Raw genomic sequence first — 23,595 nt, 5'->3', positions numbered from 1 at the left:
GGCCAGCAGGATGTGCTCGCGGGTCTGCGGCATCGGGCCATCGGCGGCCGACACAACCAGGATCGCGCCGTCCATCTGCGCGGCACCGGTGATCATGTTCTTCACATAGTCGGCGTGGCCGGGGCAGTCGACATGGGCGTAGTGGCGGGCGGCCGTCTCGTATTCGACATGCGCCGTCGAGATGGTGATGCCGCGCGCCTTCTCTTCGGGCGCCGCATCGATCTGGTCGTAGCGCTTGTATTCGCCAAAATACTTGGTGATCGCCGCCGTCAGCGACGTCTTGCCATGATCGACGTGGCCAATCGTGCCGATGTTCACATGAGGCTTTGTACGCTCGAATTTACCTTTTGCCATGTGATGTCTCCATTCCTGCTCGCCCGTGCGGGCTTTGAATTAAGTTAGCGCTGCAACCCGTTCTGGTTACGCGTATTTCTTCTGGACTTCCTGAGCGACCGCGGTCGGCACCGGCTCGTAGTGATCGAACTGCATCGTGTAGGCCGCGCGGCCCTGGCTCATCGAGCGCAGGTTGTCGACGTATTTGAACATGTTGGCGAGCGGCACCATCGCGTTGATAACCACCGCCACGCCACGGGCTTCCTGGCCCTGGATCTGGCCGCGACGGCCGTTCAGATCGCCGATGACGCTGCCGACATAATCTTCCGGCGTCACCACTTCGACCTTCATGATCGGCTCGAGCAACTGCACGCCAAGCCTGGGCGCCGCTTCACGGAAGCAGGCACGGCCAGCGATTTCGAAGGCCAGAACGCTGGAATCCACGTCGTGGTAGGCACCATCGATCAGCGTCGCCTTGACGCCGATCATCGGGAAGCCGGCGAACGGACCCGACGTCATGACGCTGTTGATGCCCTTTTCGACACCGGGGATGTATTCCTTCGGCACAGCGCCGCCGACAATCTTGGATTCGAACAGGAATTCGCTGCTTTCCGGATTTGGCTCGAACAGGATCTTGACGCGGGCGAACTGACCCGTGCCGCCGGTCTGCTTCTTATGGGTGTAGTCCTGCTCTTGGCTGCGGGTGATCGTCTCGCGATAGGCCACCTGCGGCGCGCCGACATTGGCCTCGACCTTGAACTCGCGGCGCATGCGGTCGACGATGATGTCGAGGTGGAGCTCGCCCATGCCGGAAATGATCGTCTGGCCTGATTCCTCGTCGGTCTTGACGCGGAAGGACGGGTCCTCGGCGGCCAGGCGATGCAGCGCAAGGCCCATCTTTTCCTGGTCGTTCTTGGTCTTCGGCTCAATCGCGATCTGGATGACCGGATCGGGGAATTCCATACGCTCGAGGATAACCGGATGCAGCGGATCGCAAAGCGTGTCGCCCGTGGTCGTGTCCTTGAGGCCGGCCAAGGCGACGATGTCGCCGGCGAAAGCCTCTTCGACGTCGGCGCGCGAGTTCGCATGCATCTGCAGCATGCGGCCGATGCGCTCCTTCTTGCCCTTGACCGTGTTGTCGACCGAGATGCCCTTGGTGAGCTTGCCCGAATAGATGCGGGCGAAGGTGAGCGAGCCGACGAACGGGTCGTTCATGATCTTGAAGGCAAGCATCGACAGCGGTTCGTTGTCGTCGGCATGACGCTCGATCTCGGCGTCGGTCTTGGCGTCGACGCCCTTGATGGCCGGAACGTCGGCCGGCGACGGCAGGTATTCGACAACGGCGTCGAGCAGCGGCTGCACGCCCTTGTTCTTGAAGGCCGAGCCACAGAACATCGGGTAGAATTTCACCGCAATGGTGCCCTTGCGGATCAGCGCACGGATCTCGTCATTGTCGGGCATCTTGCCTTCGAGGTAATTCTCAAGCGCCGTCTCGTCCATTTCGACGGCGGCCTCGATCATCTTCTCGCGGTATTCTTCCGCACGAGCCTTAAGATCGTCCGGGATCTCGACGACGTCCCAGGCAGCGCCCAGCGTTTCGTCGCGCCAGACCAGCGCGTTCATCTCGACGAGGTCAACGATGCCCTTGAACTCGGTCTCAGCACCGATCGGCAGTTGCATGACGACGGCATGCGCGCCGAGGCGCGAGCCGATCATCTCGACCGAGCGGTAAAAATCGGCGCCGATCTTGTCCATCTTGTTGCAGAAGATCATGCGCGGCACGCGATACTTGTCGGCCTGGCGCCAGACGGTTTCCGTCTGAGGCTCGACACCGGCGTTCGCGTCGAGCAGCGCAATGGCGCCGTCGAGCACGCGCAGCGAACGCTCGACCTCGATGGTGAAGTCGACGTGGCCGGGGGTGTCGATGATGTTGAAGCGGTGCATCTTGCCGTCACGACCCTTCCAGAAGGTCGTGGTCGCGGCGGACGTGATGGTGATGCCGCGTTCCTGCTCCTGCTCCATCCAATCCATGGTGGCAGCGCCGTCATGGACTTCGCCGATTTTGTGCGACTTGCCCGTGTAGTAGAGGACGCGCTCGGTGGTCGTCGTCTTGCCGGCGTCGATATGCGCCATGATACCGAAATTGCGGTAGTCTTCGATTTTATATTCGCGGGCCATGGGAGGTGCCTCTTCAGTCTCGTTCGCGCTCTACCAGCGGTAGTGCGCGAAGGCGCGGTTGGCTTCTGCCATCTTGTGGGTGTCTTCACGCTTCTTGACGGCGGTGCCGCGGTTGTTGGCCGCGTCCATCAGTTCGCCGGAGAGGCGGTCGACCATCGTGGTCTCGTTGCGGTTGCGGGCGGCGGCAATCAGCCAACGGATGGCCAGTGCCTGACGGCGCTCAGGCCGCACGTCGACCGGAACCTGGTAGGTGGCGCCACCGACGCGACGCGAACGCACTTCCACATGCGGCGCGACATTGTCGAGCGCCTGATGGAAGACGGTGACCGGCTCCTGCTTGGTCTTGGACTGGACCTGGTCTAGCGCGCCATAGACGATGGTCTCGGCAACCGACTTCTTGCCGTCATACATGACGGCGTTCATGAACTTGGTGACGATCAGATCGCCGAACTTCGGGTCCGGGTTGATCTCACGCTTCTCTGCACTGTGACGACGGGACATTTTTTCTCTGCCTCAATTCTGCGTGGTGGCCTGGATCCCGGATCGTCGCCTGGCGCCGTCCGGGATGACCTTGGCTACGCTTCGGTCACTTCGGACGCTTGGCGCCGTATTTCGAACGGCGCTGCTTGCGGTTCTTCACACCCTGCGTGTCGAGCACGCCGCGGATGATATGGTAGCGGACGCCCGGAAGATCCTTGACGCGGCCGCCGCGGATCATCACCACCGAGTGCTCCTGAAGGTTGTGGCCTTCGCCGGGGATGTAGCCGATCACTTCAAAACCATTGGTCAGACGGATCTTGGCCACCTTGCGCAGCGCCGAGTTCGGCTTCTTCGGCGTCGTTGTGTAGACGCGCGTGCAGACGCCCCGCTTCTGCGGGTTCTGCTGCATGGCCGGGACCTTGTTGCGCTTCACCGGCGCAATGCGCGGCTTGCGGATCAGCTGGTTGACGGTAGGCATTAAACCCTCTTGTCTCTCAATTCCGTGTCTGGCCCGGTCAGGGCCGCTCAAAGCGTCATTTCCATACGCAAATTCGGGCCACAAACCGCGCCTCGCGGTCTTGCCCGAACAAATGGCAGAGGAAGCGGAAACCGCTTCATGCACGCCGGAAATGTCTTTTCGCTCGTAAAACGAACCCTGTTTGAGGCAAACTCCAAAGCGTGTCGCTTCGGAAGGGAGAGCCTCACATCGGTTCTGACTGGGCGGCTTCTACTCGCAAGCCTGTTGCCCGTCAACCCCGGAGCGCCAAATATTACGCTGAAACCGAGGCTTGGCAGCCATGCGAAAGGCGCATGTAATTTTCTTTCGCCATTTTGCAAGAGGAGGGAAGAAAGTGACCGGCTTTCGGCTGTTGCGCGGCCATGCTTCATGCGAAAAAGAGGCATGAACAGCACAAATCCCCTCGCCCGGAGGAATCAGCCCGTGAACGACAATGACGAGCGCCCGGTCACCATCATCACCGGCCGGGCGTGGAAGAGGAAAGACGGCAAGCCGGAAGGCGTCCACGTCATGCTGGTCGCTCCCGACGACGATTCGGCGGTGCGCCGGGCGCTCGAATCGCTCTCGGCCGAAGGTTACGCCGAGGCGGAGCTCGATCAGATCGGCGACCTGGACGGCGTGCCCGACGACGAGCCGCACCTGTCGGCCTATCAAGGCGCGCTCGAAGGCGAAGTGTCGATCGTCACCTTCGACGTGCCAGTCTGAGGCAGGGCCAGTCTAAGCAGGGCCAGTCTGAAGCAAGGCCAGTCTGAAGCGGGCTCTATCTCGGCCCGCCGGGCGAGCCTCCCGCGACTTGCCCGGCATCGGTTCTCTGCTAAGAGAACCAGTCGCTGCCAGGAGCAGTGCATTTTCCAATCCGTGGAGTCTCCCATGTCCTCGAACAGCAACCCTATCAAGCTCGGCATCGTCGGGGTGGGAAAGATCGTCCGCGACCAGCACCTGCCAGCCCTGGCGAAGGACCGGGACTACCGCCTCGTCGCCGCCGCCAGCCGGCACGGCAAGGTGGACGGCATCGCAAATTTTCCTGATATCGAGGCGATGCTCGACGCGGTGCCGGAGCTTGAGGCCGTATCGCTCTGCATGCCGCCGCAGTTCCGCTACGACGCCGCGCGGACAGCACTCGAAGCGAAAAAGCATGTCTTCCTGGAAAAGCCCCCCGGCGCCACGGTCAGCGAAGTCGAGGACCTGAAAGCGCTGGCCGCGGCAAACGGCGTCTCGCTGTTCGCGAGCTGGCATTCGCGCTATGCCCCGGCAGTCGAGGCCGCGCGCGATTTTCTCGGCTCGACCACGATAAGATCGGCAGCCATCAACTGGAAGGAAGACGTGCGCCGCTGGCACCCCAACCAGGACTGGATCTGGGCCCCAGGCGGCTTCGGCGTCTTCGATCCCGGCATCAACGCGCTGTCGATCGCGACCCATATATTGCCGGCGATGTTCATCACCTCGGCAGTTCTCGATTTTCCCGAAAACCGCGCCGCACCGATCGCCGCCCATATCGCCTTTCGCACCTCGAACGGCTTGCCGGTGGCGATGGAACTCGACTGGCGCCAGACCGGCCCGCAAAGCTGGGACATCCTGGCCGAGACGGACAATGGCGCGATGGTGCTTTCGGGCGGCGGCTCAAAACTCGCGGTCGACGGCCGCGTCGTTCACGACGAGCCGGAAGCCGAATATCCGATGCTCTACAGGCGCTTCGCCGAGATCGTGCGCGCCGGCGTTTCCGATGTCGATCTCGCTCCCCTCCAACATGTCGCCGACGCCTTCATGCTGGGTAGGCGCAATATGGTGGAAGCGTTTTTCGATTAAGCCGCGGAGCTGTAAGGAGTGGCCTTCGCTCCGGTCCTGACCATCTTGCAAGCGTCGCGCCGCCCCTCATCTGGCTGCCGCCATCTTCTCCCCGTGAACAGGGAGAAGGACGCCGTCATCAAAGATTTCGCCAATCTCCAGCGTCGCAGAAGAGCGCCAAGGCTGCGGCCAGCTTCTTTCTCCCCGTTTACGGGGAGAAATGCCCGGCAGGGCAATGAGGGGCGGCGCCGGACGATCGAAATAAGTCGCGAACACTCGACGACGCCTCCTCCCACTCCGTCGCCAGCGGCATAAGTTTTCCAACTTCAACACACAAAAAAGCCGCCGGGTTGCCCCGACGGCTTTGTTGCCTGAGATCTGTACCGCCGCGCTTACTGCGCGGCGGAAGCCATGTCGGTCAGCATCTGATCGGCGACCTCGACGCCCGACGCCTTGCGGCGCTCGTCGATGATCAACTCGTCGCGCGAGGTGGCGATGCGCCGGATCTGGCTCATCGTGCCGCCGGTGCCGGCCGGGATCAGACGGCCGACGATGACGTTTTCCTTCAGCCCCTGCAGCATGTCGGTCTTGCCGGCAACCGCCGCTTCGGTCAGCACCCTGGTCGTCTCCTGGAAGGAGGCGGCCGAGATGAAGGACGGCGTCTGCAGCGAGGCCTTGGTGATGCCCAGAAGCACCGGCTGGCCTTCGGCCGGCTTCTTGCCGTCCTCGACCAGGCGCTCGTTGACCTCTTCCAGCTCGATCACGTCGACGTGGTCGCCCGGAATGTAGGTCGAGTCGCCCTGCGCAGTGATCTCGACCTTCTGCAGCATCTGGCGAACGATCACCTCGATGTGCTTGTCGTTGATCGACACGCCCTGCAGGCGGTAGACCTCCTGGATCTCGTTGACGAGGTAGGACGCAAGCGCCTCCACGCCCTTGATCGCCAGGATGTCGTGCGGCGCCGGATTGCCGTCGAGGATGTAGTCGCCCTTCTCGATGACGTCGCCGTCCTGGAGATGGAACGGCTTGCCCTTCGGGATCAGGTATTCGACCGGCTCAAGCGTCGAGTCATGCGGTTCGATGATGATGCGGCGCTTGTTCTTGTAGTCGCGGCCGAAGCGGATCGTGCCGTCGATCTCGGCGATGATGGCGTGATCCTTCGGGCGGCGTGCCTCGAACAGTTCGGCAACACGCGGCAGACCGCCGGTGATGTCCTTGGTCTTGGCGCTTTCCATCGGGATACGCGCCAGCACGTCGCCGGGGCGAACCTGTGCACCCGGCTCGACCGAAAGAATGGCCTCGACCGAGAGCAGGAAGCGGGCGTCGCCGCCCTTCGACAGTTTGCCGACCTTGCCCTTGGCGTCCTGGACGACGATCGCCGGCTTGAGGTCGTTGCCACGTGGCGTCGAACGCCAGTCGATGACCTCGCGCTTGGTGATGCCGGTCGACTCGTCGGCCGTTTCCTGGACGGAAATGCCGTCGACCAGATCCTCGAACGCCACCTTGCCCTCGATTTCGGTGAGGACCGGGCGGGTATAGGGATCCCACTCGGCGATGCGCTGGCCGCGCTTCACCTTGTCGCCATCGTCCACGAAGATTCGCGAACCATAAGTAACACGGTGCGTGGCCCGCTCCTTGCCGGCTTCGTCGAGGATCAGCACCGCCATGTTGCGGCCCATGACCATCTGCTGGCCGTCGGAGTTGCGCACCACGTTGCGGTTGCGGATCTCGACCTTGCCCTCATACGAGGCTTCAAGGAACGACGAGTCCACCACCTGCGCCGTACCGCCCATGTGGAAGGTACGCATGGTGAGCTGGGTGCCCGGCTCGCCGATCGACTGCGCCGCGATGACACCGACAGCCTCGCCCTGGTTGACCGGGGTGCCGCGGGCCAGATCGCGTCCGTAGCAGACCGCGCAGACACCGACCCTGACGTCGCAGGTCAGCGCCGAGCGGATGCGGACCGACTGGACGCCGGCCAGTTCGATCTGCTCGACGTCGCGTTCGTCCATCAGCGTTCCGGCCTTGACCAGAACGTCACCGGTGACCGGATGCGTGATGTCGTCGAGCGCCGTGCGGCCGAGAACGCGCTGGCCGACGGAAGCGACGACCTGGCCGGCATCGACGATCGGCTGCATGGTGAGGCCCTTGTCGGTGCCGCAGTCGACGGAGTTGACGATGCAGTCCTGCGCCACGTCGACCAGACGACGGGTGAGGTAACCCGAGTTCGCCGTCTTCAAGGCGGTGTCGGCCAGGCCCTTGCGGGCGCCGTGGGTCGAGTTGAAGTACTCGAGCACGGTCAGGCCTTCCTTGAAGTTCGAGATGATCGGCGTCTCGATGATTTCACCGCTAGGCTTGGCCATCAGGCCGCGCATACCGGCAAGCTGGCGCATCTGGGTGGGCGAGCCGCGCGCACCGGAGTGCGACATCATGTAGATCGAGTTCATCGGCTTTTGACGGCCATTGTCCTCGAACTCGACCGCCTTGATGCGGGCCATCATCTCGTCGGCGACCTTTTCCGAGCACTTGGCCCAGGCGTCGACGACCTTGTTGTACTTCTCGCCCTGCGTGATCAGGCCGTCATTGTACTGCTGCTCGTATTCCTTGGCCAAAGCCTCGGTGTCGGAAACCAGCTTGATCTTGGCATCCGGGATCAGCATGTCGTCCTTGCCGAACGAAATGCCGGCGCGGCAGGCGTGGCTGAAGCCGAGGGCCATGATGCGATCGCAGAAAATGACCGTCTCCTTCTGACCGCAATGGCGATAGACGGTGTCGATCATCTTGGAGATGTTCTTCTTGGTCATCTCCTGGTTGGCGGTCTCATAAGGCACGTTGACGTTCTTAGGCAGAAGCTCGCCGATGATCATCCGGCCGGGCGTGGTGTCGTAGATCTTCGACACGACCTTGCCATCCGCATCGACCGTGCGGAAGCGGCCCTTGATCTTGGAGTGCAGCGTCACCGCCTTGGTCTCGAGTGCGTGCTGGAGTTCGCCCATGTCGGCAAACACCATGCCCTCGCCCGGCTCGTTCTGGTTGACGATCGAGAGATAGTAGAGACCCAGAACCATATCCTGCGACGGCACGATGATCGGCGCGCCGGAAGCCGGGTGCAGGATGTTGTTGGTCGACATCATCAGCACGCGGGCTTCAAGCTGTGCTTCCAGCGACAGCGGTACGTGAACCGCCATCTGGTCGCCGTCGAAGTCGGCGTTGAAGGCCGTGCAGACCAGCGGGTGAAGCTGGATAGCCTTGCCTTCGATCAGGATCGGCTCGAACGCCTGGATGCCGAGGCGGTGCAGCGTCGGCGCACGGTTCAGAAGCACCGGATGCTCGCGGATGACCTCGTCGAGAATATCCCAGACCTCCGGACGCTCCTTCTCGACCAGCTTCTTCGCCTGTTTGACGGTCGAGGAATAACCCTTGGCGTCGAGACGGGCATAAATGAAGGGCTTGAACAGTTCGAGCGCCATCTTCTTCGGCAGGCCGCACTGGTGCAGCTTGAGCTCCGGACCGGTGACGATGACCGAGCGGCCGGAATAATCGACGCGCTTGCCGAGCAGGTTCTGGCGGAACCGGCCCTGCTTGCCCTTGAGCATGTCGGACAGCGACTTCAGCGGACGCTTGTTGGCGCCGGTGATGACGCGGCCGCGACGGCCGTTGTCGAACAGCGCGTCGACGGCTTCCTGCAGCATGCGCTTTTCATTGCGCACGATGATGCCGGGCGCACGCAGCTCGATCAGCCGCTTCAGGCGGTTGTTGCGGTTGATGACGCGGCGATAGAGATCGTTGAGATCCGATGTCGCGAAGCGGCCGCCGTCCAGCGGGACGAGCGGGCGCAGGTCCGGCGGGATCACCGGAACCACCTTCATGATCATCCATTCCGGACGGTTGCCGGACTCCATGAAGTTCTCGACGACCTTAAGCCGCTTCAGATACTTCTTCTGCTTCAGCTCGGACGTGGTCGAAGCCAGCTCCGAACGCAGATCGCCGGCGATCTTCTCCAGGTCCATGCCGGCCAGAAGATCGTGGATGGCCTCGGCGCCGATCATGGCGGTGAAGCTATCTTCGCCATATTCGTCGACAGCCATCATGTACTCTTCCTCGCTGAGGAGCTGGTGCTCCTTCAGCGCGGTGAGGCCAGGCTCGGTGACGATGTAGTTCTCGAAGTAGAGAACGCGCTCGATGTCCTTCAGCGTCATGTCGAGCAGCGTGCCGATACGCGACGGCAGCGACTTCAGGAACCAGATATGGGCGACGGGCGCGGCCAGCTCGATATGGCCCATGCGCTCGCGACGGACGCGCGACAGCGTGACTTCGACGCCGCACTTTTCGCAGATGACGCCCTTGTACTTCATGCGCTTGTACTTGCCGCACAGGCACTCGTAGTCCTTGATCGGACCGAAAATGCGCGCGCAGAACAGGCCGTCACGCTCCGGCTTGAAGGTGCGGTAGTTGATGGTCTCCGGCTTCTTGATCTCGCCGAACGACCAGGACAGAATCTTCTCAGGGCTGGCGAGCGAGATCCGGATGGAATCGAACACCTGCGCAGGCGCCTGGGGATTGAAGAGATTCATGACCTCTTGGTTCATGCCGTTCTCCTTTTCGGGGTCCTCGAAAACCCCTTGCATCTAGCGCGGGCCAAACGCCCGCCGACTTGATCGGCCATCGGCCGAAGAATTAGGTACGTCCGGTCGCGGAAGCCGCGACCGGACGTCTTGCTCACTCGGCCGCGTCGGGCAGCCGAACCGGATTGTCGTCCAGCTTGGTGTTCTCCAGCTCGACATTGAGGCCCAGAGACCGCATTTCCTTGACGAGAACGTTGAAGCTCTCGGGAATGCCGGCCTCGAACGTGTCGTCGCCTCTGACGATCGCCTCGTAGACCTTGGTGCGGCCGGCGACATCGTCCGACTTCACCGTCAGCATCTCCTGCAGCGTGTAGGCGGCGCCGTACGCTTCGAGCGCCCAGACCTCCATCTCGCCGAAGCGCTGGCCACCGAACTGCGCCTTGCCGCCCAGCGGCTGCTGGGTAACGAGCGAGTACGGCCCGATCGAACGCGCGTGGATCTTGTCGTCCACAAGGTGGTGAAGCTTGAGCATATATATGTAGCCCATTGTCACTTTGCGATCGAACGGTTCGCCGGTGCGTCCGTCATAGAGCTGCGACTGGCCGCTGGTGTGCAGGCCCGCCTGCTCCAGCATGATGTTGATGTCGGCCTCGTGCGCGCCGTCGAACACCGGTGTCGCGATGGAGACGCCGCGGCGCATCTGCTCACTGAGGCGAACGACGCTCTCGTCGTCATAGTCGCGGATCGGCTCGTTGCGGTCGTTGGCCGGCATGAAGCTCTCGAGCGTCTTGCGCAGCGGCTTGATGTCGCCGCCTGTCTTGTACGCGTCGATCAGCTCGCCGATCTTCCTGCCCATGCCGGCGCAAGCCCAGCCCAGATGCGTCTCCAGGATCTGGCCGACATTCATGCGGCTCGGCACACCCAACGGGTTGAGCACGATGTCGGCATGCGTGCCGTCCTCGAGGAACGGCATGTCCTCGACCGGAACGATCCGCGACACGACACCCTTGTTGCCGTGCCGGCCGGCCATCTTGTCGCCAGGCTGCATCTTGCGCTTCACGGCTACGAAGACCTTGACCATCTTCATGACGCCGGGAGGCATCTCGTCGCCGCGCTGCACCTTCTCGACCTTGTCCATGAAGCGCTGTTCGAGCGCCTTCTTGGAATCGTCGTACTGGCCACGCAAGGCTTCCAGTTCGCTCTGGAGCTTTTCGTTCTCCACAGCAAACTGCCACCACTGCGAACGCGGATACTCGTCGAGCGTGTCCTTCGACAGCTTCGAGCCTTTCTTGAAGCCCTTCGGCCCGGCAATCGCGTCCTTGCCGACGAGTACGTCGGACAGGCGCGAATAGACGTTGCGGTCGAGGATCGCCTGCTCGTCGTCGCGGTCCTTGGCGAGGCGTTCGATCTCCTCGCGCTCGATCGCCATGGCGCGCTCGTCCTTCTCCACACCGTGGCGATTGAAGACGCGCACTTCGACGACGGTGCCGAAGGTTCCGGGCGGCATGCGCATGGAGGTGTCACGCACGTCCGATGCCTTTTCGCCGAAGATGGCGCGCAGAAGCTTTTCTTCCGGCGTCATCGGGCTTTCTCCCTTCGGCGTGATCTTGCCGACCAGGATGTCGCCCGGCTGCACTTCCGCACCGATATAGACGATGCCGGCCTCGTCGAGGTTCTTCAGCGCTTCTTCCGAGACGTTGGGAATGTCGCGCGTGATCTCCTCCGGCCCGAGCTTGGTGTCGCGCGCCATGACCTCGAACTCCTCGATGTGGATCGAGGTGAAGACGTCGTCGGCGACGATGCGCTCGGACAAGAGGATCGAGTCCTCGTAGTTGTAGCCGTTCCACGGCATGAACGCGACCAGCACGTTGCGGCCGAGCGCCAGATCGCCGAGTTCGGTCGATGGACCGTCGGCGATGATGTCGCCCTTGTTGACCCGGTCACCCATACGCACCAGCGGACGCTGGTTGATGCAGGTGTTCTGGTTCGAACGCTGGAATTTCATCAGGCGGTAGATGTCGACGCCCGACTTGCCGGGATCGAGATCTTCCGTAGCGCGGATGACGATACGCGTCGCGTCCACCTGGTCGACGATGCCGCCGCGGCGGGCGCCGATGGCGGCGCCCGAGTCACGGGCGACGATCGGCTCCATGCCGGTGCCGACGAACGGCGCTTCGGCGCGCACCAGCGGCACGGCCTGACGCTGCATGTTCGAGCCCATCAGCGCGCGGTTGGCGTCGTCGTTCTCGAGGAACGGGATCAGGGCCGCGGCCACCGACACCATCTGCTTCGGCGACACGTCCATCAGATCGACGTTTTCGCGCGGCGCCATCATCACTTCGCCGGCATTGCGGCAAATGACGAATTCGTCGACGAAACCACCATTCTTGTCGAGCTCGGCATTGGCCTGCGCGACGTGGTGCTTGGCCTCTTCCATCGCCGACAGATAGACGACCTCATTGGTCAGCTTGCCATTGACGATCTTGCGGTACGGGCTTTCGATGAAGCCGTACTTGTTGACGCGCGCGAAGGTGGCCAGCGAGTTGATCAGACCGATATTCGGGCCTTCCGGCGTCTCGATCGGGCAGATGCGGCCGTAATGCGTCGGGTGCACGTCGCGCACCTCAAAGCCGGCGCGCTCGCGGGTCAGACCACCGGGTCCAAGCGCCGAGAGACGGCGCTTGTGGGTGATCTCCGACAGCGGGTTGGTCTGGTCCATGAACTGCGACAGCTGCGAGGAACCGAAGAATTCGCGCACGGCGGCAGCCGCCGGCTTGGCGTTGATCAGGTCCTGCGGCATCACCGTGTCGATCTCGATCGAGGACATGCGCTCCTTGATCGCGCGCTCCATGCGCAGCAGGCCGACGCGGTACTGGTTTTCCATCAGCTCGCCGACCGACCGCACGCGGCGATTGCCGAGATTGTCGATGTCATCGATCTCGCCCTTGCCGTCGCGCAGTTCGACCAGCGTCTTGACCACGGCCAGGATGTCATCCTTGCGCAACACGCGCACGGTATCCTCGGCCTTGAGCTCGAGGCGCATGTTCATCTTGACGCGGCCGACGGCCGACAGATCATAGCGCTCGCTGTCGAAGAACAGCGAGTTGAACATGGCTTCGGCGGTTTCGAGCGTCGGCGGCTCGCCGGGGCGCATGACGCGGTAGATGTCGAACAGCGCGTCCTGGCGGCTCTCGTTCTTGTCGACGTTGAGCGTGTTGCGGATATAGGCGCCGACATTGACATGGTCGATGTCGAGAACCTTGATCTCGTCATCGCCGGCGCTGAGAAGCACCTTCAGCGTCTTTTCGTCGATCTCGTCGCCGGCTTCGAGGAAAATCTCGCCGGTCGCGTAGTTGACAATGTCCTCGGCAAGGTAGTTGCCAAGCAGATCCTCGTCGGTCGCCTTGATCGCCTTGAGACCCTTTTCGCCGAGCTGACGGGCCTGGCGGGCAGTGATCTTCTTGCCGGCTTCGACGACGACCTCATTGGTGTCTGCATCGACCAGGTCGCCAACCGCCTTGAGGCCGCGGAAACGCTCGACGTTGAACGGGATGCGCCAATGGTCGCCAGCGCGCTTGTAGGTGATCTTGTTGTAGAAGGTCGACAGGATCTCCTCGCCGTCCATGCCGAGCGCCATCAACAGCGACGACACCGGAATCTTGCGGCGGCGGTCGATGCGGGCGTGCACGACGTCCTTCGAGTCGAACTCGATGTCGAGCCACGAGCCGCGATAGGGGATGACCCGCGCGGCAAACAGCAGCTTGCCGGACGAATGCGACTTGCCCTTGTCATGGTCGAAGAAGACGCCCGGCGAACGGTGCATCTGCGAGACGATGACACGCTCGGTGCCGTTGACGATGAAAGTGCCGTTCAAGGTCATGAGCGGCATGTCGCCCATGTAGACGTCCTGCTCCTTGATGTCCTTGATCGACTTGGCGCCGGTATCCTCGTCGATATCGAACACGATGAGGCGCAGCGTCACCTTGAGTGGCGCGGCATAGGTCAGGTCGCGCTGACGGCATTCGTCAACATCGAATTTCGGTGCTTCGAACTCGTACTTCACGAATTCCAGCATCGAGGAGCCGGAAAAGTCGGAAATCGGGAACACCGATTTGAAAACCGCCTGCAGTCCCTCGTCAGGACGCCCGCCCTTGGGCTCCTCGACCATCAGGAACTGGTCATAGGATGCCTTCTGAACCTCGATCAGGTTCGGCATCTCCGCAACTTCCGGAATCTTTCCGAAGAATTTGCGTACGCGTCTGCGGCCATTGAAAGTTTGTGTCTGGGCCATCGTCGCTCCTTAGCTCGATTCTCGGGGCGAGCCTCGCCGCGGCTCGCCTTGCATTCTCGGCCACCTCGCCGGCGGCCTTTATTTGTTCACCCGCCACCTGTCGGTGGCCGGCCAAAACGGGAGAAAACCCGTTTCCTGAAGGCCGGTTCACGGCCCTCAGGAAAGAGGTTTTCGTACTCTTCGCGTTACGCAGCCTCCCTTCGCGCCAAGGGAGTGGCGGACGGCGCGAAGCCGCCCGCCGATATCAAACGCTTACTTCAGTTCGACCTTGGCGCCGGCTGCTTCCAGCTGGGCCTTGAACTTTTCCGCGTCGGCCTTGGAAACAGCTTCCTTGACCGGCTTCGGAGCCGCCTCGACCAGGTCCTTGGCTTCCTTGAGGCCAAGACCGGTGATGGCGCGAACTTCCTTGATGACGTTGATCTTCTGAGCGCCCGCCTCGGTGAGGACGACGTCGAATTCCGTCTTTTCCTCGACCGGAGCAGCAGCAGCCGCGGCACCGCCAGCGGCGGCAACCGCCACCGGAGCAGCAGCGGAAACGCCCCACTTTTCTTCCAGAAGCTTCGACAGCTCGGCCGCCTCGAGGACGGTCAGCTTCGAAAGGTCGTCTACGATCTTTGCCAGATCAGCCATTGCAATATTCCTTCATAGGGTTCGAACGTGTGTTTGTGATAGCGAGGAACAGCCTCATGCCGCCTCGTCCTTCCGGGCGTAAGCGCCGATGACACGCGCGACCGAAGCCGCAGGCGCATTGACGATCTGGGCGATCCGGGTTGCCGGCGTGGCGATCATGCCAACCAGCCTGCCGCGCAGCTCATCGAGCGACGGAAGTGTGGCGAGTGCCTTCACACCGTCGGCGTTGAGCGAGGTGGTGCCCATTGCGCCGCCGAGAATGACGAGCTTGTCATTTCCCTTGGCGAAATCGGACGCGACCTTCGGCGCCGCAATCGGATCCTCCGAATAGGCGATCAGCGTCTGTCCCTTGAACAGGTCGATGATCGATGCGGAGTCCGTGCCCTGAAGAGCGATTTTGGCGAGACGGTTCTTCGCGACTTTGACGGTGCCACCGGCGACACGCATTTTCGACCGAAGGTCGTTCATTTGCGCGACGGTGATACCGGCGTAGTGGGCCACGACGACTGAACCAGCGCCCGAAAACGCTTCATTCAGGCCCGTGACGAGTTCGCGTTTTTCCGCTCTGTCCACTGCCTATCTCCAGTTGACCCCAATCCTGTTAACGGGAACATTCCCATTACGAGGACAGGCGTCGGGTTGCCTTTTTGCCGGTCGGGCCATCCAGTAACGGATCTCCCGAACGACGCTCGAGGATCCTGCCCCCTTTCGCCACACCAGCCGGCAAGCCGAATGGTGCGCAGACAAAAGGCAAACACGGTTCGAACCTTTCATTGGAGCAGTCGCTCCGTTGTCCGGTCTTCACCCGTCTCATGCAGGCCCACATGAATTAAGGCCCCCCTTGAACTAAGGCTTGGGGCCGCCCGCAATCTCGGACAGGATGTCCGGAAGCCTTCCGACTTCCGGTACCGGGCCGCCAAGATAAGTCGGAGGCCCGGAATTCTGTTTGCGGATCAGCCCTTTAGCGGCCGATCCAAATAGTTCGCATTAGGACGCCGCCAGCGTCGATACGTCGAGCTTGAGGCCCGGGCCCATCGTCGAGGTGACCGACACCTTCTTGACGTAGTTGCCCTTGGCACCAGCCGGCTTGGCCCTGTTCACCGCGTCGGCGAAGGCGCGGACGTTTTCTTCCAGCGCCTTGACGTCGAACGAGATCTTGCCGACGCCGCCATGAACGATGCCTGCCTTCTCGACGCGGAACTCGACCGCGCCGCCCTTCGATGCCTTGACGGCGGCGGTAACGTCGGTGGTGACAGTGCCGACCTTCGGGTTCGGCATCATGCCGCGCGGGCCGAGCACCTTACCCAGACGGCCGACCAGCGGCATCATATCCGGCGTGGCGATGCAGCGATCGAAGTCGATCGTGCCCTTCTGGACGATGTCGACCAGATCCTCAGCGCCAACGATATCGGCGCCGGCCGCCTTGGCTTCCTCGGCCTTGTCGCCACGCGCGAAAACGGCGACGCGAACGGTACGGCCGGTGCCGTTCGGCAGATTGACCACGCCACGGACCATCTGGTCCGCATGGCGCGGGTCGACACCCAGGTTCATCGCGATTTCAACGGTCTCGTCGAACTTCACCGAGGACCGGTCCTTGAGCAGCTTCAGCGCATCACCCAAGGCATAGGCCTTGTTGGGATCGATGCCTTCGCGGGTCTTCGATACACGCTTTGCAATCTTTGCCATGATCTCAGCCCACCACTTCCAGACCCATCGAGCGGGCGGAGCCCTCGACCATGCGCATGGCCCCCTCGATATCGGTTGCGTTCAGATCCTTCATCTTCTGCTCGGCGATGGCGCGCACCTTGTCGCGGCCAATCGTGCCGGCCTTGACCTTGCCCGGCTCCTTCGAGCCCGACTTCAGGTTCGCGGCCTTCTTCAGGAAGTAGCTCACCGGTGGCGTCTTCATGACGAAGGTGAACGACTTGTCCTGGTAGTAGGTGATGACGACCGGAATCGGCGATCCCTTTTCCATTTCCTGGGTCTGCGCGTTGAACGCCTTGCAGAACTCCATGATGTTGATGCCGCGCTGACCAAGCGCCGGTCCGATCGGGGGCGACGGCGTCGCCGAGCCCGCGGAAACCTGGAGCTTGAGCTGGCCTGCAATTTTCTTAGCCATCTCTTTCCTGCCTTCATCTCATGCCGGCCCCACTATCTGGGCAACACCGGCGGTTGCAGTCTGGTGGTGCGGTTCCTGCGGCCGGCTAAAGCCGCATTCGCCTCCCACCCGTTTTGGCCGCGATTTCCACGCCGCCTCCCCTCACCGCCGCATGGGCGACAAGGATTTCGGATCAGCCTTTTTCGACCTGTCCGAATTCGAGATCGACCGGCACGGCGCGCCCGAAGATCGAAACTTCCACCTTGAGCCGCGCCCGCTCCTCGTCCACTTCCTGGACGAAACCGTTGAACGACGCGAACGGACCGTCCGAGACGCGGATCGCCTCGCCGATCTCGAAAGTGACCGATGGCTTCGGCCGCTCGACGCCTTCCTGCACCTGGTTCAGGATGCGCTGCGCCTCGGCCTCGGTGATCGGCACCGGCTTCGAGTCGCCCAGAAAGCCGGTGACCTTCGGCGTGTTCTTCACCAGCGAAAACACCGCGTCGGTCAGGTTGGCCTTCAGGAGCACGTAGCCCGGGAAGAATTTGCGCTCGGCATCGACCTTGCGGCCGCGGCGTATCTCGACGACCTTCTCGGTCGGCACCACGATCTGCTCGATGTCAGCGGACAGGCCCTTCTGCTTGGCCTTGTTCTCGATGTCCTCAGCGACCTTTTTTTCAAAGTTCGAATAGGCGTGGACGATGTACCACCGCGCAGTCATCTCAAGACTTCTCCGTAATCGCCGGACTTAGCGTCCAATGCCCAGAATCTGCTCGACCGCGAGGCCCATGAGCTGATCGGCAGTAAAGAAAAAGATCATCGCGATCACAGCGAACGCCAGAACCATCACCGTCGAGATCATCGTTTCGCGACGCGACGGCCAAGTCACCTTGGCGGTCTCCGCGCGAACCTGCTGGAGAAAGACGAAAGGATTTGTGGTTTTCGAAGCCATGTGCCGCCTGTCTGCGAGACCCGTTGACCGGATCTCCTGGATGATCCCGCTGGCCGGGATGTGCCGCCTGAGCCTGTGTTCGCGCCGAATCAGCGCAATCATTTCGCCCATGCAAATCGGACGCGTAAAGCCGGATTCCCAGCTCCACGCGTCGCGTGTCTGTTTCGTCTACATAAAACCGATTCTTGATCCACGCAAGTGGCAAGTGTCCGCTTTATGACAAACGCCGCATCGGAACCATCCAGTCGTCCCGTCCCGGCTATGGCGCTCTTATGCCTCAAAACAGCCTATATGGCAAGCCACCGCGCGATTTTCAAAAGGCCGATGCGTGGAAGATCAGACATTTTCATGAATTGGCCATTTCGAAAAATGGCACGGGCAGCAGGGCTCGAACCTACGACCTGCGGTTTTGGAGACCGCCGCTCTACCAACTGAGCTATGCCCGTATCGCGCGCTGCTATTTCATAAAGCGGACAAGAACTCAAGTCGAGTTTTTAGGCGTGGCCGCGACGAGCTGCGATCGTCGAAATCCGAGGGCCAGCGCCCAGGCGCATATGAGAAGTTCGAGAGCAAAAGTCCAATGCAGCATGAAGCTCATGACCCAATTGCGATACATGGCCGGAACCGTGACGAGTTCGAGCGCATGCCGGTCGAACGGCATTAGCCACATTATAGGCGAGGCCACGCTGTCCACGATCATATGCATCATTGCGGCGGCAAAGAAGGCGCCGACTAGGGCCAGATATCGCTGATCACGCCATTTCGCGGCCGACAATGCCACAAGGCCGGCCGCTGCCCAGAAGAGCGGCCAATGCGTGATGTAGGCGTGGTGATGGGTCTGGCGGCCATCGACAAAATGGAAGTAGAGCATGTCGATATCCGGGAAGACGCTGCCGAGCATAGCCGCCGCCATGATCCCCGATCTGCCGGGCCAACGGTTTCGCGCGAAAGTACCGAGTATGTAGCCAGCCGGAAGATGAGCGATCAGCATCGCCAAACCTTGTTCATTGCCGAATCGGTCGAACATCGCGGCATATTGTGGCGCATTCAGGAAGGATTACCCCGCTTCGCCCCAAGCGGGCTAGGGAGAGGGCTATTTCTCGCTCGGCGGCTTGTACGGGCCGCCGGGCACGCCCCAGCCCCAGGCCGGCATCGGTTCCGTCTCCGGGTCGCAGGTCTCGCCAAGGTTGGAGTTCATCTTCGCCAGCCGCGATCCCCATTCGACATAGGCAGTGAAAGCCGAGCGGAACTCCGGATCGTCCGGCAGCCCGACTTCATCGGCGGCGTCAGCGAGCAGATTGATCCAGCGGCGGCGCTGTTCCTCGCTCAAATGCTTGCCGAGATGGTGCATCACCATCTCGCGGTGGCCGCCATGCTCTTCGCTGTAGGTCTTCGGTCCGCCAAAGACCTCGCCGATGAAGGCCGCGACATGGGCAGGATGGTCCGGCGACATGTTTTTGAACACCGGGCCGACGATCGGATCCTGAAACACCTTGCCGTAGAAGGTTTGGGTCAGGCGGTTCAGCGCTTCGGTGCCGCCGGCCCATTCGAACAATGTCGGGACGTCCTCGTTCATCAGCGATCCTCGATTGCAGCTGACAGCGACGATAGCGGAACGATCGTGCGGAGCTCAACCTGCCTCGATGGCCAGTCTGGCCGGCTGCGGTGTCTGCACCTTACAACTTGACCGGCGCGTCGGCCTGAACCTCGGACGTCGACACCACGCGGCAATTCTCCGGCATTGGCTCCGATTTGCAGATGGTCGGACCGGTAAACTCATCTGCCGATTCAAGCCCGGTCGTCAGCCCGACTTTCAGCATCATCTCGGGTTCGAGCTGCCGATGGCGCGAGGCCGGCACCGACCGCATCGCCACCAGCAGGCCGGGTCCGACTGCCATGTCTTTGAGATAGGTTTTGACCCGCTGCTCCAACCCCATCGAATGCACAGTCAACTGCGCGCGCGGACCGACAAGGCGTCTGACACCGCCGGCAAGCATGATCGGACAGGCCGCGCCACATTCGCCGCTCGCATCGATCGTGAGCCCGACATAGACGCCATCCTCGGCGGTGCAATCCGCCTTGTCCGGTTCGCATCCGATGAAGTCCGTCCGTGCAACCGCCACGTCGAGCTTGCGTTCTCGGATCAGCTTTCCGGCGGCCAGAGCGCCAAGCACGTCACCTCCCGGCGAGTTGATCACCACGGGCAGTCGCCGATCACCGATAGTGTCCAGCAGTTGGCGCAACCGTTCCGGCGTTTGAGCGCTAATCATGCCTTCGGCGGAGATCCATTCGGGACAGTTGGGATCGCAGAGAAAACTTCTGCCTCGAACCAGAGCGAAGCGCATATCGCCAATATCGGCCCGGTGCACGGTTTCGGGTTCGGCCGGCGCGGCGGGAGCGGGCTTGGCGTACGCCACCACGTCGCCGGCCGGCGCCGGTATTTCTCTACAGTTCGCGGCCACCGGATCGGTGTTGCACAGGGTTGCGGCGGTCAGCAGGTCGACGGCATCCAGGCTGGTAACCAGCTTCGTCTGCAGCATGTCGTAGGGGGTCAGTTGCTGAATGGTGCTGGCCGGCGTGTTCTTCATCGTCTCGAGCACGGCCTGGCCGACGCCCATTTCGTTCAGATAGGCCGCCAGTCTTTTCTCCACCGACTTGCTCATCTCGTAGGTCTTGTAGCTGCCGGCGTTCTTGCGGCCGACGATCTTCTTGCTGAGGATTTTCTTCTTGCCTCTCACCACGCGATAGGTGGTCCGGTACTGCAATTTCGTGCGGATGTAGGTCGTGGTGATCTGATGGACGCCGAGATGGGCCCATTGCCCGACCACGCGCCTGATGCCGCCGGCAAACATCAGCGGACAAGCGGAATTGCAGATGGCGCCGTCGGCATAGGCATTGCCGAAATAGCGAGCGCCCTTGCCGTCCTTTTCCTTGCAGTCCTTGGCATCGGGCTGGCAACCGGTGAACTGGGTTTTGCCGACCGCGATATCGAGCTTGTTCTTGCGGAGCAGCCGGCCAAGCGCCAGCGCCGCTTCGACGTTGCCGCCGGGAGAATCCACGACAACGGGCAGTTTTCGGCCACCAAGCCCCTTGAGTGTGCGTTTGAACAGGGCCGGCGTGCCGGCTTCTATCGAGCCTTCAGCCGATATCCATTCCGGGCAGGTCGGTTCGCAACCAGGCGCGCTGCTGCGGACGACGACAAACCGCATCGTCGGACCAAGATCCGGGGCGGATTTTTTGGTGTTCGCCGCGAAGGCAGCGTGTTCAATGACCAGGAACGACGCCAGGCAGATCAGCCCAAGCATCCACCATGCCTGGCGATTCAGACGGTGCCATAAAACCATTCGGGCAAGCCCCCCGCAATGCGATCTATACTAGTTCAGCTTTGAAGGCTTGCAACAGCGTTTTGCGACGACGCCGCAGGCGCCGGCTATACCTAAAAAGGCAAGCCGGGTGTACGCAAATAAGCAAAAAGGGCAGCCCGAGGACCGCCCTTTTGCATCGGATATCGGCCGGCAACGCCGGCGCCGATTATTGGCCGGCGCGAAGCTACAGCCTCGGGGGCGCCGCGGCCTCGGCGTTGGCTGACGGCGTGACCCTGCAATTGTCGGGCTTCGGCAGCGACTTGCAGATGGTGGCGCCGGTCAGTTCGTCCACCGATTGAGGGCCCGTCGTCAGCCCAAGCTTCAGCATCATGTCAGGTTCGAGTTGGTGCTCGACCGGAATGCGCTGAAGCGCCATGAACAGATCAGGGTTGATTGCCATCTCGTCAAGGTAAGCCTTGATCATCTGGTTTTGCCCCATCGGGCCCAGGCTGAGCCACGCCCATGAACCGACAAGCCGCCTGACGCCGCCTGCCAGCATCAACGCGCAGGCGGAATCGCAGTCGCCTTTCGCGTCCCTGGTCACCCCGGCATATGCACCGTCTTTGGCCAGGCAACTCCACTCTCCCGGGTCGCATCCAACGAAATCGGTGCGAGCAACGGCGACGTCGAGCTTCCTCTCGTGGATAATCCTTCCCGCCGCCAAAGCGCCAAACAAGTCGCCACCTCGCGAGCTAACCACTATAGGCAGCCGCCGGCTGCCAAGCGTAGCGAGGAACTGGCGCAGCTTCTGTGGGGTCTGGCTCGTGATTACGCCTTGGGCCGATATCCATTCCGGGCAGTCGGGATTGCAGGACGAATTGCTGCCCCGAACCACGACGAAGCTCATCTCGGGTGCCTCGTTCCCAGGCACTGCCCCGAGCGGCAGAACCCACATCCATTCCGGGCAGTGGGGCTCGCACATCGGATCGCTGCCGCGAACGAGTATGAAGCCCTTATCCGGCGCCCCGTTCCCCGGCGCTGCCTCGACCGGCTGAGGAGCCGCCTTGGCCGGCTGAGAAAGTGGCACTTGAGCCGGTTGAGAACGTCCGGCCTTCGGCTTGATCGCTGCCACCTCGGCCGGCTTGGCATTCGCAGGGATCTCTCTGCAGTTCGCCGGCGCCGGACTCCGCCGGCATATGCCCGCTTGCGTAAGTATGTCGAGCGTGTCCCTGCTGGTGACCAGCTTCATCGTCAGCATGTCGTCGAGGGCGATGTGCCGGATATCACTGGCGGGCGTGGCCTTCATTACGTCAAGAACGCCCCGCCCGACGCCCATCTCCCTGAGGTAGGCCGAGATCTTTCTCGAAAACGCCTTGCTCATTTTATAGGTCTTGTAGCTCTCGCCTTGAGTGACGGTCTCCGTGGTGACCCGATATCTTTTGCCACGGATGGTTTGATAGGTGGTTCGAAAATGCCGTGTTGAGGGGAAATAAGTGGTGGTGATCTGATGAACACCCAGATAGGCCCAGCTGCCCGCCACGCGGCGGACGCCTCCGGCAAACATCAGCGGACAGGCGGAATTGCACATTGCGCCACCGTCGGACGCGACGCCGAAATAGGCTACGCCTTTGCCGTAGCTGGCCCCGCAACCCTCCATCCCCGGCCAACAATCGGAAAACTCGGTCTTACCGATGGCGATGTCGAGCCTGTTCTTGCGTATTATGCGACCGAGCTGGAGCGCAGCGTCGACATCACCGCCAGGGGAATTGACGATAATTGGCAGTTTGCGAGTGCCGAGCTTTTTCAGTACCCGCTTTAGTAGAGCCGGCGTGCCGGCTGCGATGGCGCCTTCTGCCGAAATCCATTCCGGACAGTTGGGCTTACAGCCGACTGCACTGCTGCGGGCAATGATGAACCGCATCTCCGAAAAACCATCGGACGAACTGCCCGGAAGGTACCATGACTTCGGATCCCATGTCCTAGGATCGGACACATCCTCGGCCTTCGCCGCAAAGGCAGCCATCGCCATTGCGACCACGGGCACCAGGCGAACCAGCCCGCGCCACCACCCGGCCATACTGCTTAAACGGCGTCCAACCACGCTTGGCAAAAGCCCCCTCGATGCAACCTATAATAGTTGCGGCGGTGGTGCTTGCAATAGCTTTGAAACGACCGCGCAAGATTGTTCTGCGTGGAGCCAGTAAACGTAGAAAGGGCGGCCCGAAGACCGCCCTTCCCTGTCGATCCGACAAATGCCGGCGTCGATTACTCTTTGATGGTGACGACGATGCCGGCACCGACGGTGCGGCCGCCTTCACGGATGGCGAAGCGCAGCTTCTCTTCCATGGCGATCGGCACGATCAGCTCGACATCGACGGTGATGTTGTCGCCCGGCATCACCATCTCGGTGCCTTCCGGCAGCGACACGATGCCGGTCACATCGGTCGTGCGGAAATAGAAC

General features: G+C 61.9%; 19 protein-coding genes and 1 tRNA gene. 2 read left to right on the top strand and 18 right to left on the bottom strand.

Annotated features, from left to right (window positions below; all coding sequences use genetic code 11):
* From BQ8482_RS39655 to rpsL, 4 genes are all read right to left on the bottom strand, one after another.
* Positions 1-354, bottom strand: a 354-nt coding sequence (locus tag BQ8482_RS39655) for a GTP-binding protein (protein ID WP_244603026.1), incomplete at its 3' end; no start/stop codon positions are given.
* A 66-nt stretch (positions 355-420) separates the two neighbouring features.
* Positions 421-2,511: an elongation factor G gene (gene fusA / locus BQ8482_RS29350; protein ID WP_029352192.1), complete on the bottom strand. Its 2,091-nt coding sequence runs from the start codon at positions 2,509-2,511 to the stop codon at positions 421-423.
* Positions 2,512-2,541: 30 nt separating this feature from the next.
* Positions 2,542-3,012, bottom strand: a complete 471-nt coding sequence (gene rpsG / locus BQ8482_RS29345) for a 30S ribosomal protein S7 (protein WP_008875664.1) — start codon at positions 3,010-3,012, stop codon at positions 2,542-2,544.
* Positions 3,013-3,097: 85 nt separating this feature from the next.
* Positions 3,098-3,469 carry a 30S ribosomal protein S12 gene (gene rpsL / locus BQ8482_RS29340; RefSeq protein WP_006333356.1) on the bottom strand — a complete coding sequence of 124 codons (372 nt, stop codon included), beginning with the start codon at positions 3,467-3,469 and terminating at the stop codon, positions 3,098-3,100.
* Between the two features lie 462 nt (positions 3,470-3,931).
* Here rpsL and BQ8482_RS29335 point away from each other — a divergent pair, with 462 nt between their 5' ends.
* Positions 3,932-4,213 (top strand): transcriptional regulator, encoded by a 282-nt coding sequence (locus tag BQ8482_RS29335; RefSeq protein ID WP_123150797.1) that lies wholly within the window; start codon positions 3,932-3,934, stop codon positions 4,211-4,213.
* Positions 4,214-4,378: 165 nt separating this feature from the next.
* On the top strand, positions 4,379-5,314 hold the full coding sequence (locus BQ8482_RS29330) for a Gfo/Idh/MocA family protein (RefSeq protein WP_123150794.1): 936 nt from the start codon (positions 4,379-4,381) through the stop codon (positions 5,312-5,314).
* A gap of 371 nt (positions 5,315-5,685) precedes the next feature.
* On the opposite strand, the gene rpoC is transcribed toward BQ8482_RS29330, so the two are convergent.
* The 14 genes from rpoC to BQ8482_RS29260 form a co-directional block, all read right to left on the bottom strand.
* A complete protein-coding gene (rpoC, locus tag BQ8482_RS29325) occupies positions 5,686-9,882 on the bottom strand; it encodes a DNA-directed RNA polymerase subunit beta' (RefSeq protein WP_123150796.1) in 4,197 nt (1,398 codons plus the stop codon).
* 130 nt (positions 9,883-10,012) lie between these two features.
* Positions 10,013-14,149 carry a DNA-directed RNA polymerase subunit beta gene (gene rpoB / locus BQ8482_RS29320; RefSeq protein ID WP_123150793.1) on the bottom strand — a complete coding sequence of 1,379 codons (4,137 nt, stop codon included), beginning with the start codon at positions 14,147-14,149 and terminating at the stop codon, positions 10,013-10,015.
* A gap of 252 nt (positions 14,150-14,401) precedes the next feature.
* Positions 14,402-14,779 carry a 50S ribosomal protein L7/L12 gene (gene rplL, locus BQ8482_RS29315; protein WP_123150792.1) on the bottom strand — a complete coding sequence of 126 codons (378 nt, stop codon included), beginning with the start codon at positions 14,777-14,779 and terminating at the stop codon, positions 14,402-14,404.
* 54 nt (positions 14,780-14,833) lie between these two features.
* Complete coding sequence (gene rplJ / locus BQ8482_RS29310; RefSeq protein ID WP_065011395.1) at positions 14,834-15,352, bottom strand: 50S ribosomal protein L10; 519 nt, start codon at positions 15,350-15,352, stop codon at positions 14,834-14,836.
* A 414-nt stretch (positions 15,353-15,766) separates the two neighbouring features.
* Complete coding sequence (gene rplA / locus BQ8482_RS29305; RefSeq protein ID WP_095494992.1) at positions 15,767-16,465, bottom strand: 50S ribosomal protein L1; 699 nt, start codon at positions 16,463-16,465, stop codon at positions 15,767-15,769.
* 4 nt (positions 16,466-16,469) lie between these two features.
* Positions 16,470-16,898 carry a 50S ribosomal protein L11 gene (gene rplK, locus BQ8482_RS29300; protein ID WP_029352163.1) on the bottom strand — a complete coding sequence of 143 codons (429 nt, stop codon included), beginning with the start codon at positions 16,896-16,898 and terminating at the stop codon, positions 16,470-16,472.
* Positions 16,899-17,070: 172 nt separating this feature from the next.
* Positions 17,071-17,598: a transcription termination/antitermination protein NusG gene (nusG, locus tag BQ8482_RS29295; protein WP_006333333.1), complete on the bottom strand. Its 528-nt coding sequence runs from the start codon at positions 17,596-17,598 to the stop codon at positions 17,071-17,073.
* A 27-nt stretch (positions 17,599-17,625) separates the two neighbouring features.
* Entirely contained in the window at positions 17,626-17,829 is a 204-nt protein-coding gene (gene secE, locus BQ8482_RS29290; RefSeq protein WP_013531408.1) for a preprotein translocase subunit SecE, read from the bottom strand.
* 370 nt (positions 17,830-18,199) lie between these two features.
* Positions 18,200-18,275: transfer RNA gene (locus tag BQ8482_RS29285), tRNA-Trp, on the bottom strand.
* 35 nt (positions 18,276-18,310) lie between these two features.
* Positions 18,311-18,820: a metal-dependent hydrolase gene (locus BQ8482_RS29280; RefSeq protein ID WP_123150795.1), complete on the bottom strand. Its 510-nt coding sequence runs from the start codon at positions 18,818-18,820 to the stop codon at positions 18,311-18,313.
* 102 nt (positions 18,821-18,922) lie between these two features.
* On the bottom strand, positions 18,923-19,405 hold the full coding sequence (locus BQ8482_RS29275; protein WP_123150791.1) for a group II truncated hemoglobin: 483 nt from the start codon (positions 19,403-19,405) through the stop codon (positions 18,923-18,925).
* Between the two features lie 100 nt (positions 19,406-19,505).
* Entirely contained in the window at positions 19,506-21,134 is a 1,629-nt protein-coding gene (locus BQ8482_RS29270) for a COG3904 family protein (RefSeq protein WP_244603025.1), read from the bottom strand.
* Positions 21,135-21,378: 244 nt separating this feature from the next.
* A complete protein-coding gene (locus BQ8482_RS39650; RefSeq protein WP_244603027.1) occupies positions 21,379-23,055 on the bottom strand; it encodes a COG3904 family protein in 1,677 nt (558 codons plus the stop codon).
* A 344-nt stretch (positions 23,056-23,399) separates the two neighbouring features.
* A partial coding sequence (locus tag BQ8482_RS29260) for an EF-Tu C-terminal domain-related protein (RefSeq protein ID WP_483237938.1) occupies positions 23,400-23,595 on the bottom strand: 196 nt, incomplete at its 5' end.

This window comes from Mesorhizobium delmotii (assembly GCF_900149755.1).
Lineage (GTDB): Bacteria > Pseudomonadota > Alphaproteobacteria > Rhizobiales > Rhizobiaceae > Mesorhizobium > Mesorhizobium delmotii.
The sequence above is the reverse complement of the archived record's forward strand: the minus strand, read 5'-3'. Positions and strand labels throughout refer to the sequence as shown.

Excerpts from the sequence above, each read along its gene's own strand:
- rpsG (WP_008875664.1), bottom strand. The coding sequence starts at position 3,012 with ATGTCCCGTCGTCACAGTGCAGAGAAGCGTGAGATCAACCCGGACCCG.
- BQ8482_RS39650 (WP_244603027.1), bottom strand. The coding sequence starts at position 23,055 with ATGCGGTTCATCATTGCCCGCAGCAGTGCAGTCGGCTGTAAGCCCAAC.
- rplL (WP_123150792.1), bottom strand. The coding sequence starts at position 14,779 with ATGGCTGATCTGGCAAAGATCGTAGACGACCTTTCGAAGCTGACCGTC.
- rplA (WP_095494992.1), bottom strand. The coding sequence starts at position 16,465 with ATGGCAAAGATTGCAAAGCGTGTATCGAAGACCCGCGAAGGCATCGAT.
- rpoB (WP_123150793.1), bottom strand. The coding sequence starts at position 14,149 with ATGGCCCAGACACAAACTTTCAATGGCCGCAGACGCGTACGCAAATTC.
- fusA (WP_029352192.1), bottom strand. The coding sequence starts at position 2,511 with ATGGCCCGCGAATATAAAATCGAAGACTACCGCAATTTCGGTATCATG.
- rplK (WP_029352163.1), bottom strand. The coding sequence starts at position 16,898 with ATGGCTAAGAAAATTGCAGGCCAGCTCAAGCTCCAGGTTTCCGCGGGC.
- nusG (WP_006333333.1), bottom strand. The coding sequence starts at position 17,598 with ATGACTGCGCGGTGGTACATCGTCCACGCCTATTCGAACTTTGAAAAA.
- rpsL (WP_006333356.1), bottom strand. The coding sequence starts at position 3,469 with ATGCCTACCGTCAACCAGCTGATCCGCAAGCCGCGCATTGCGCCGGTG.
- secE (WP_013531408.1), bottom strand. The coding sequence starts at position 17,829 with ATGGCTTCGAAAACCACAAATCCTTTCGTCTTTCTCCAGCAGGTTCGC.
- rpoC (WP_123150796.1), bottom strand. The coding sequence starts at position 9,882 with ATGAACCAAGAGGTCATGAATCTCTTCAATCCCCAGGCGCCTGCGCAG.
- BQ8482_RS29270 (WP_244603025.1), bottom strand. The coding sequence starts at position 21,134 with ATGCTTGGGCTGATCTGCCTGGCGTCGTTCCTGGTCATTGAACACGCT.
- BQ8482_RS29280 (WP_123150795.1), bottom strand. The coding sequence starts at position 18,820 with ATGCTGATCGCTCATCTTCCGGCTGGCTACATACTCGGTACTTTCGCG.
- BQ8482_RS29330 (WP_123150794.1), top strand. The coding sequence starts at position 4,379 with ATGTCCTCGAACAGCAACCCTATCAAGCTCGGCATCGTCGGGGTGGGA.
- BQ8482_RS29275 (WP_123150791.1), bottom strand. The coding sequence starts at position 19,405 with ATGAACGAGGACGTCCCGACATTGTTCGAATGGGCCGGCGGCACCGAA.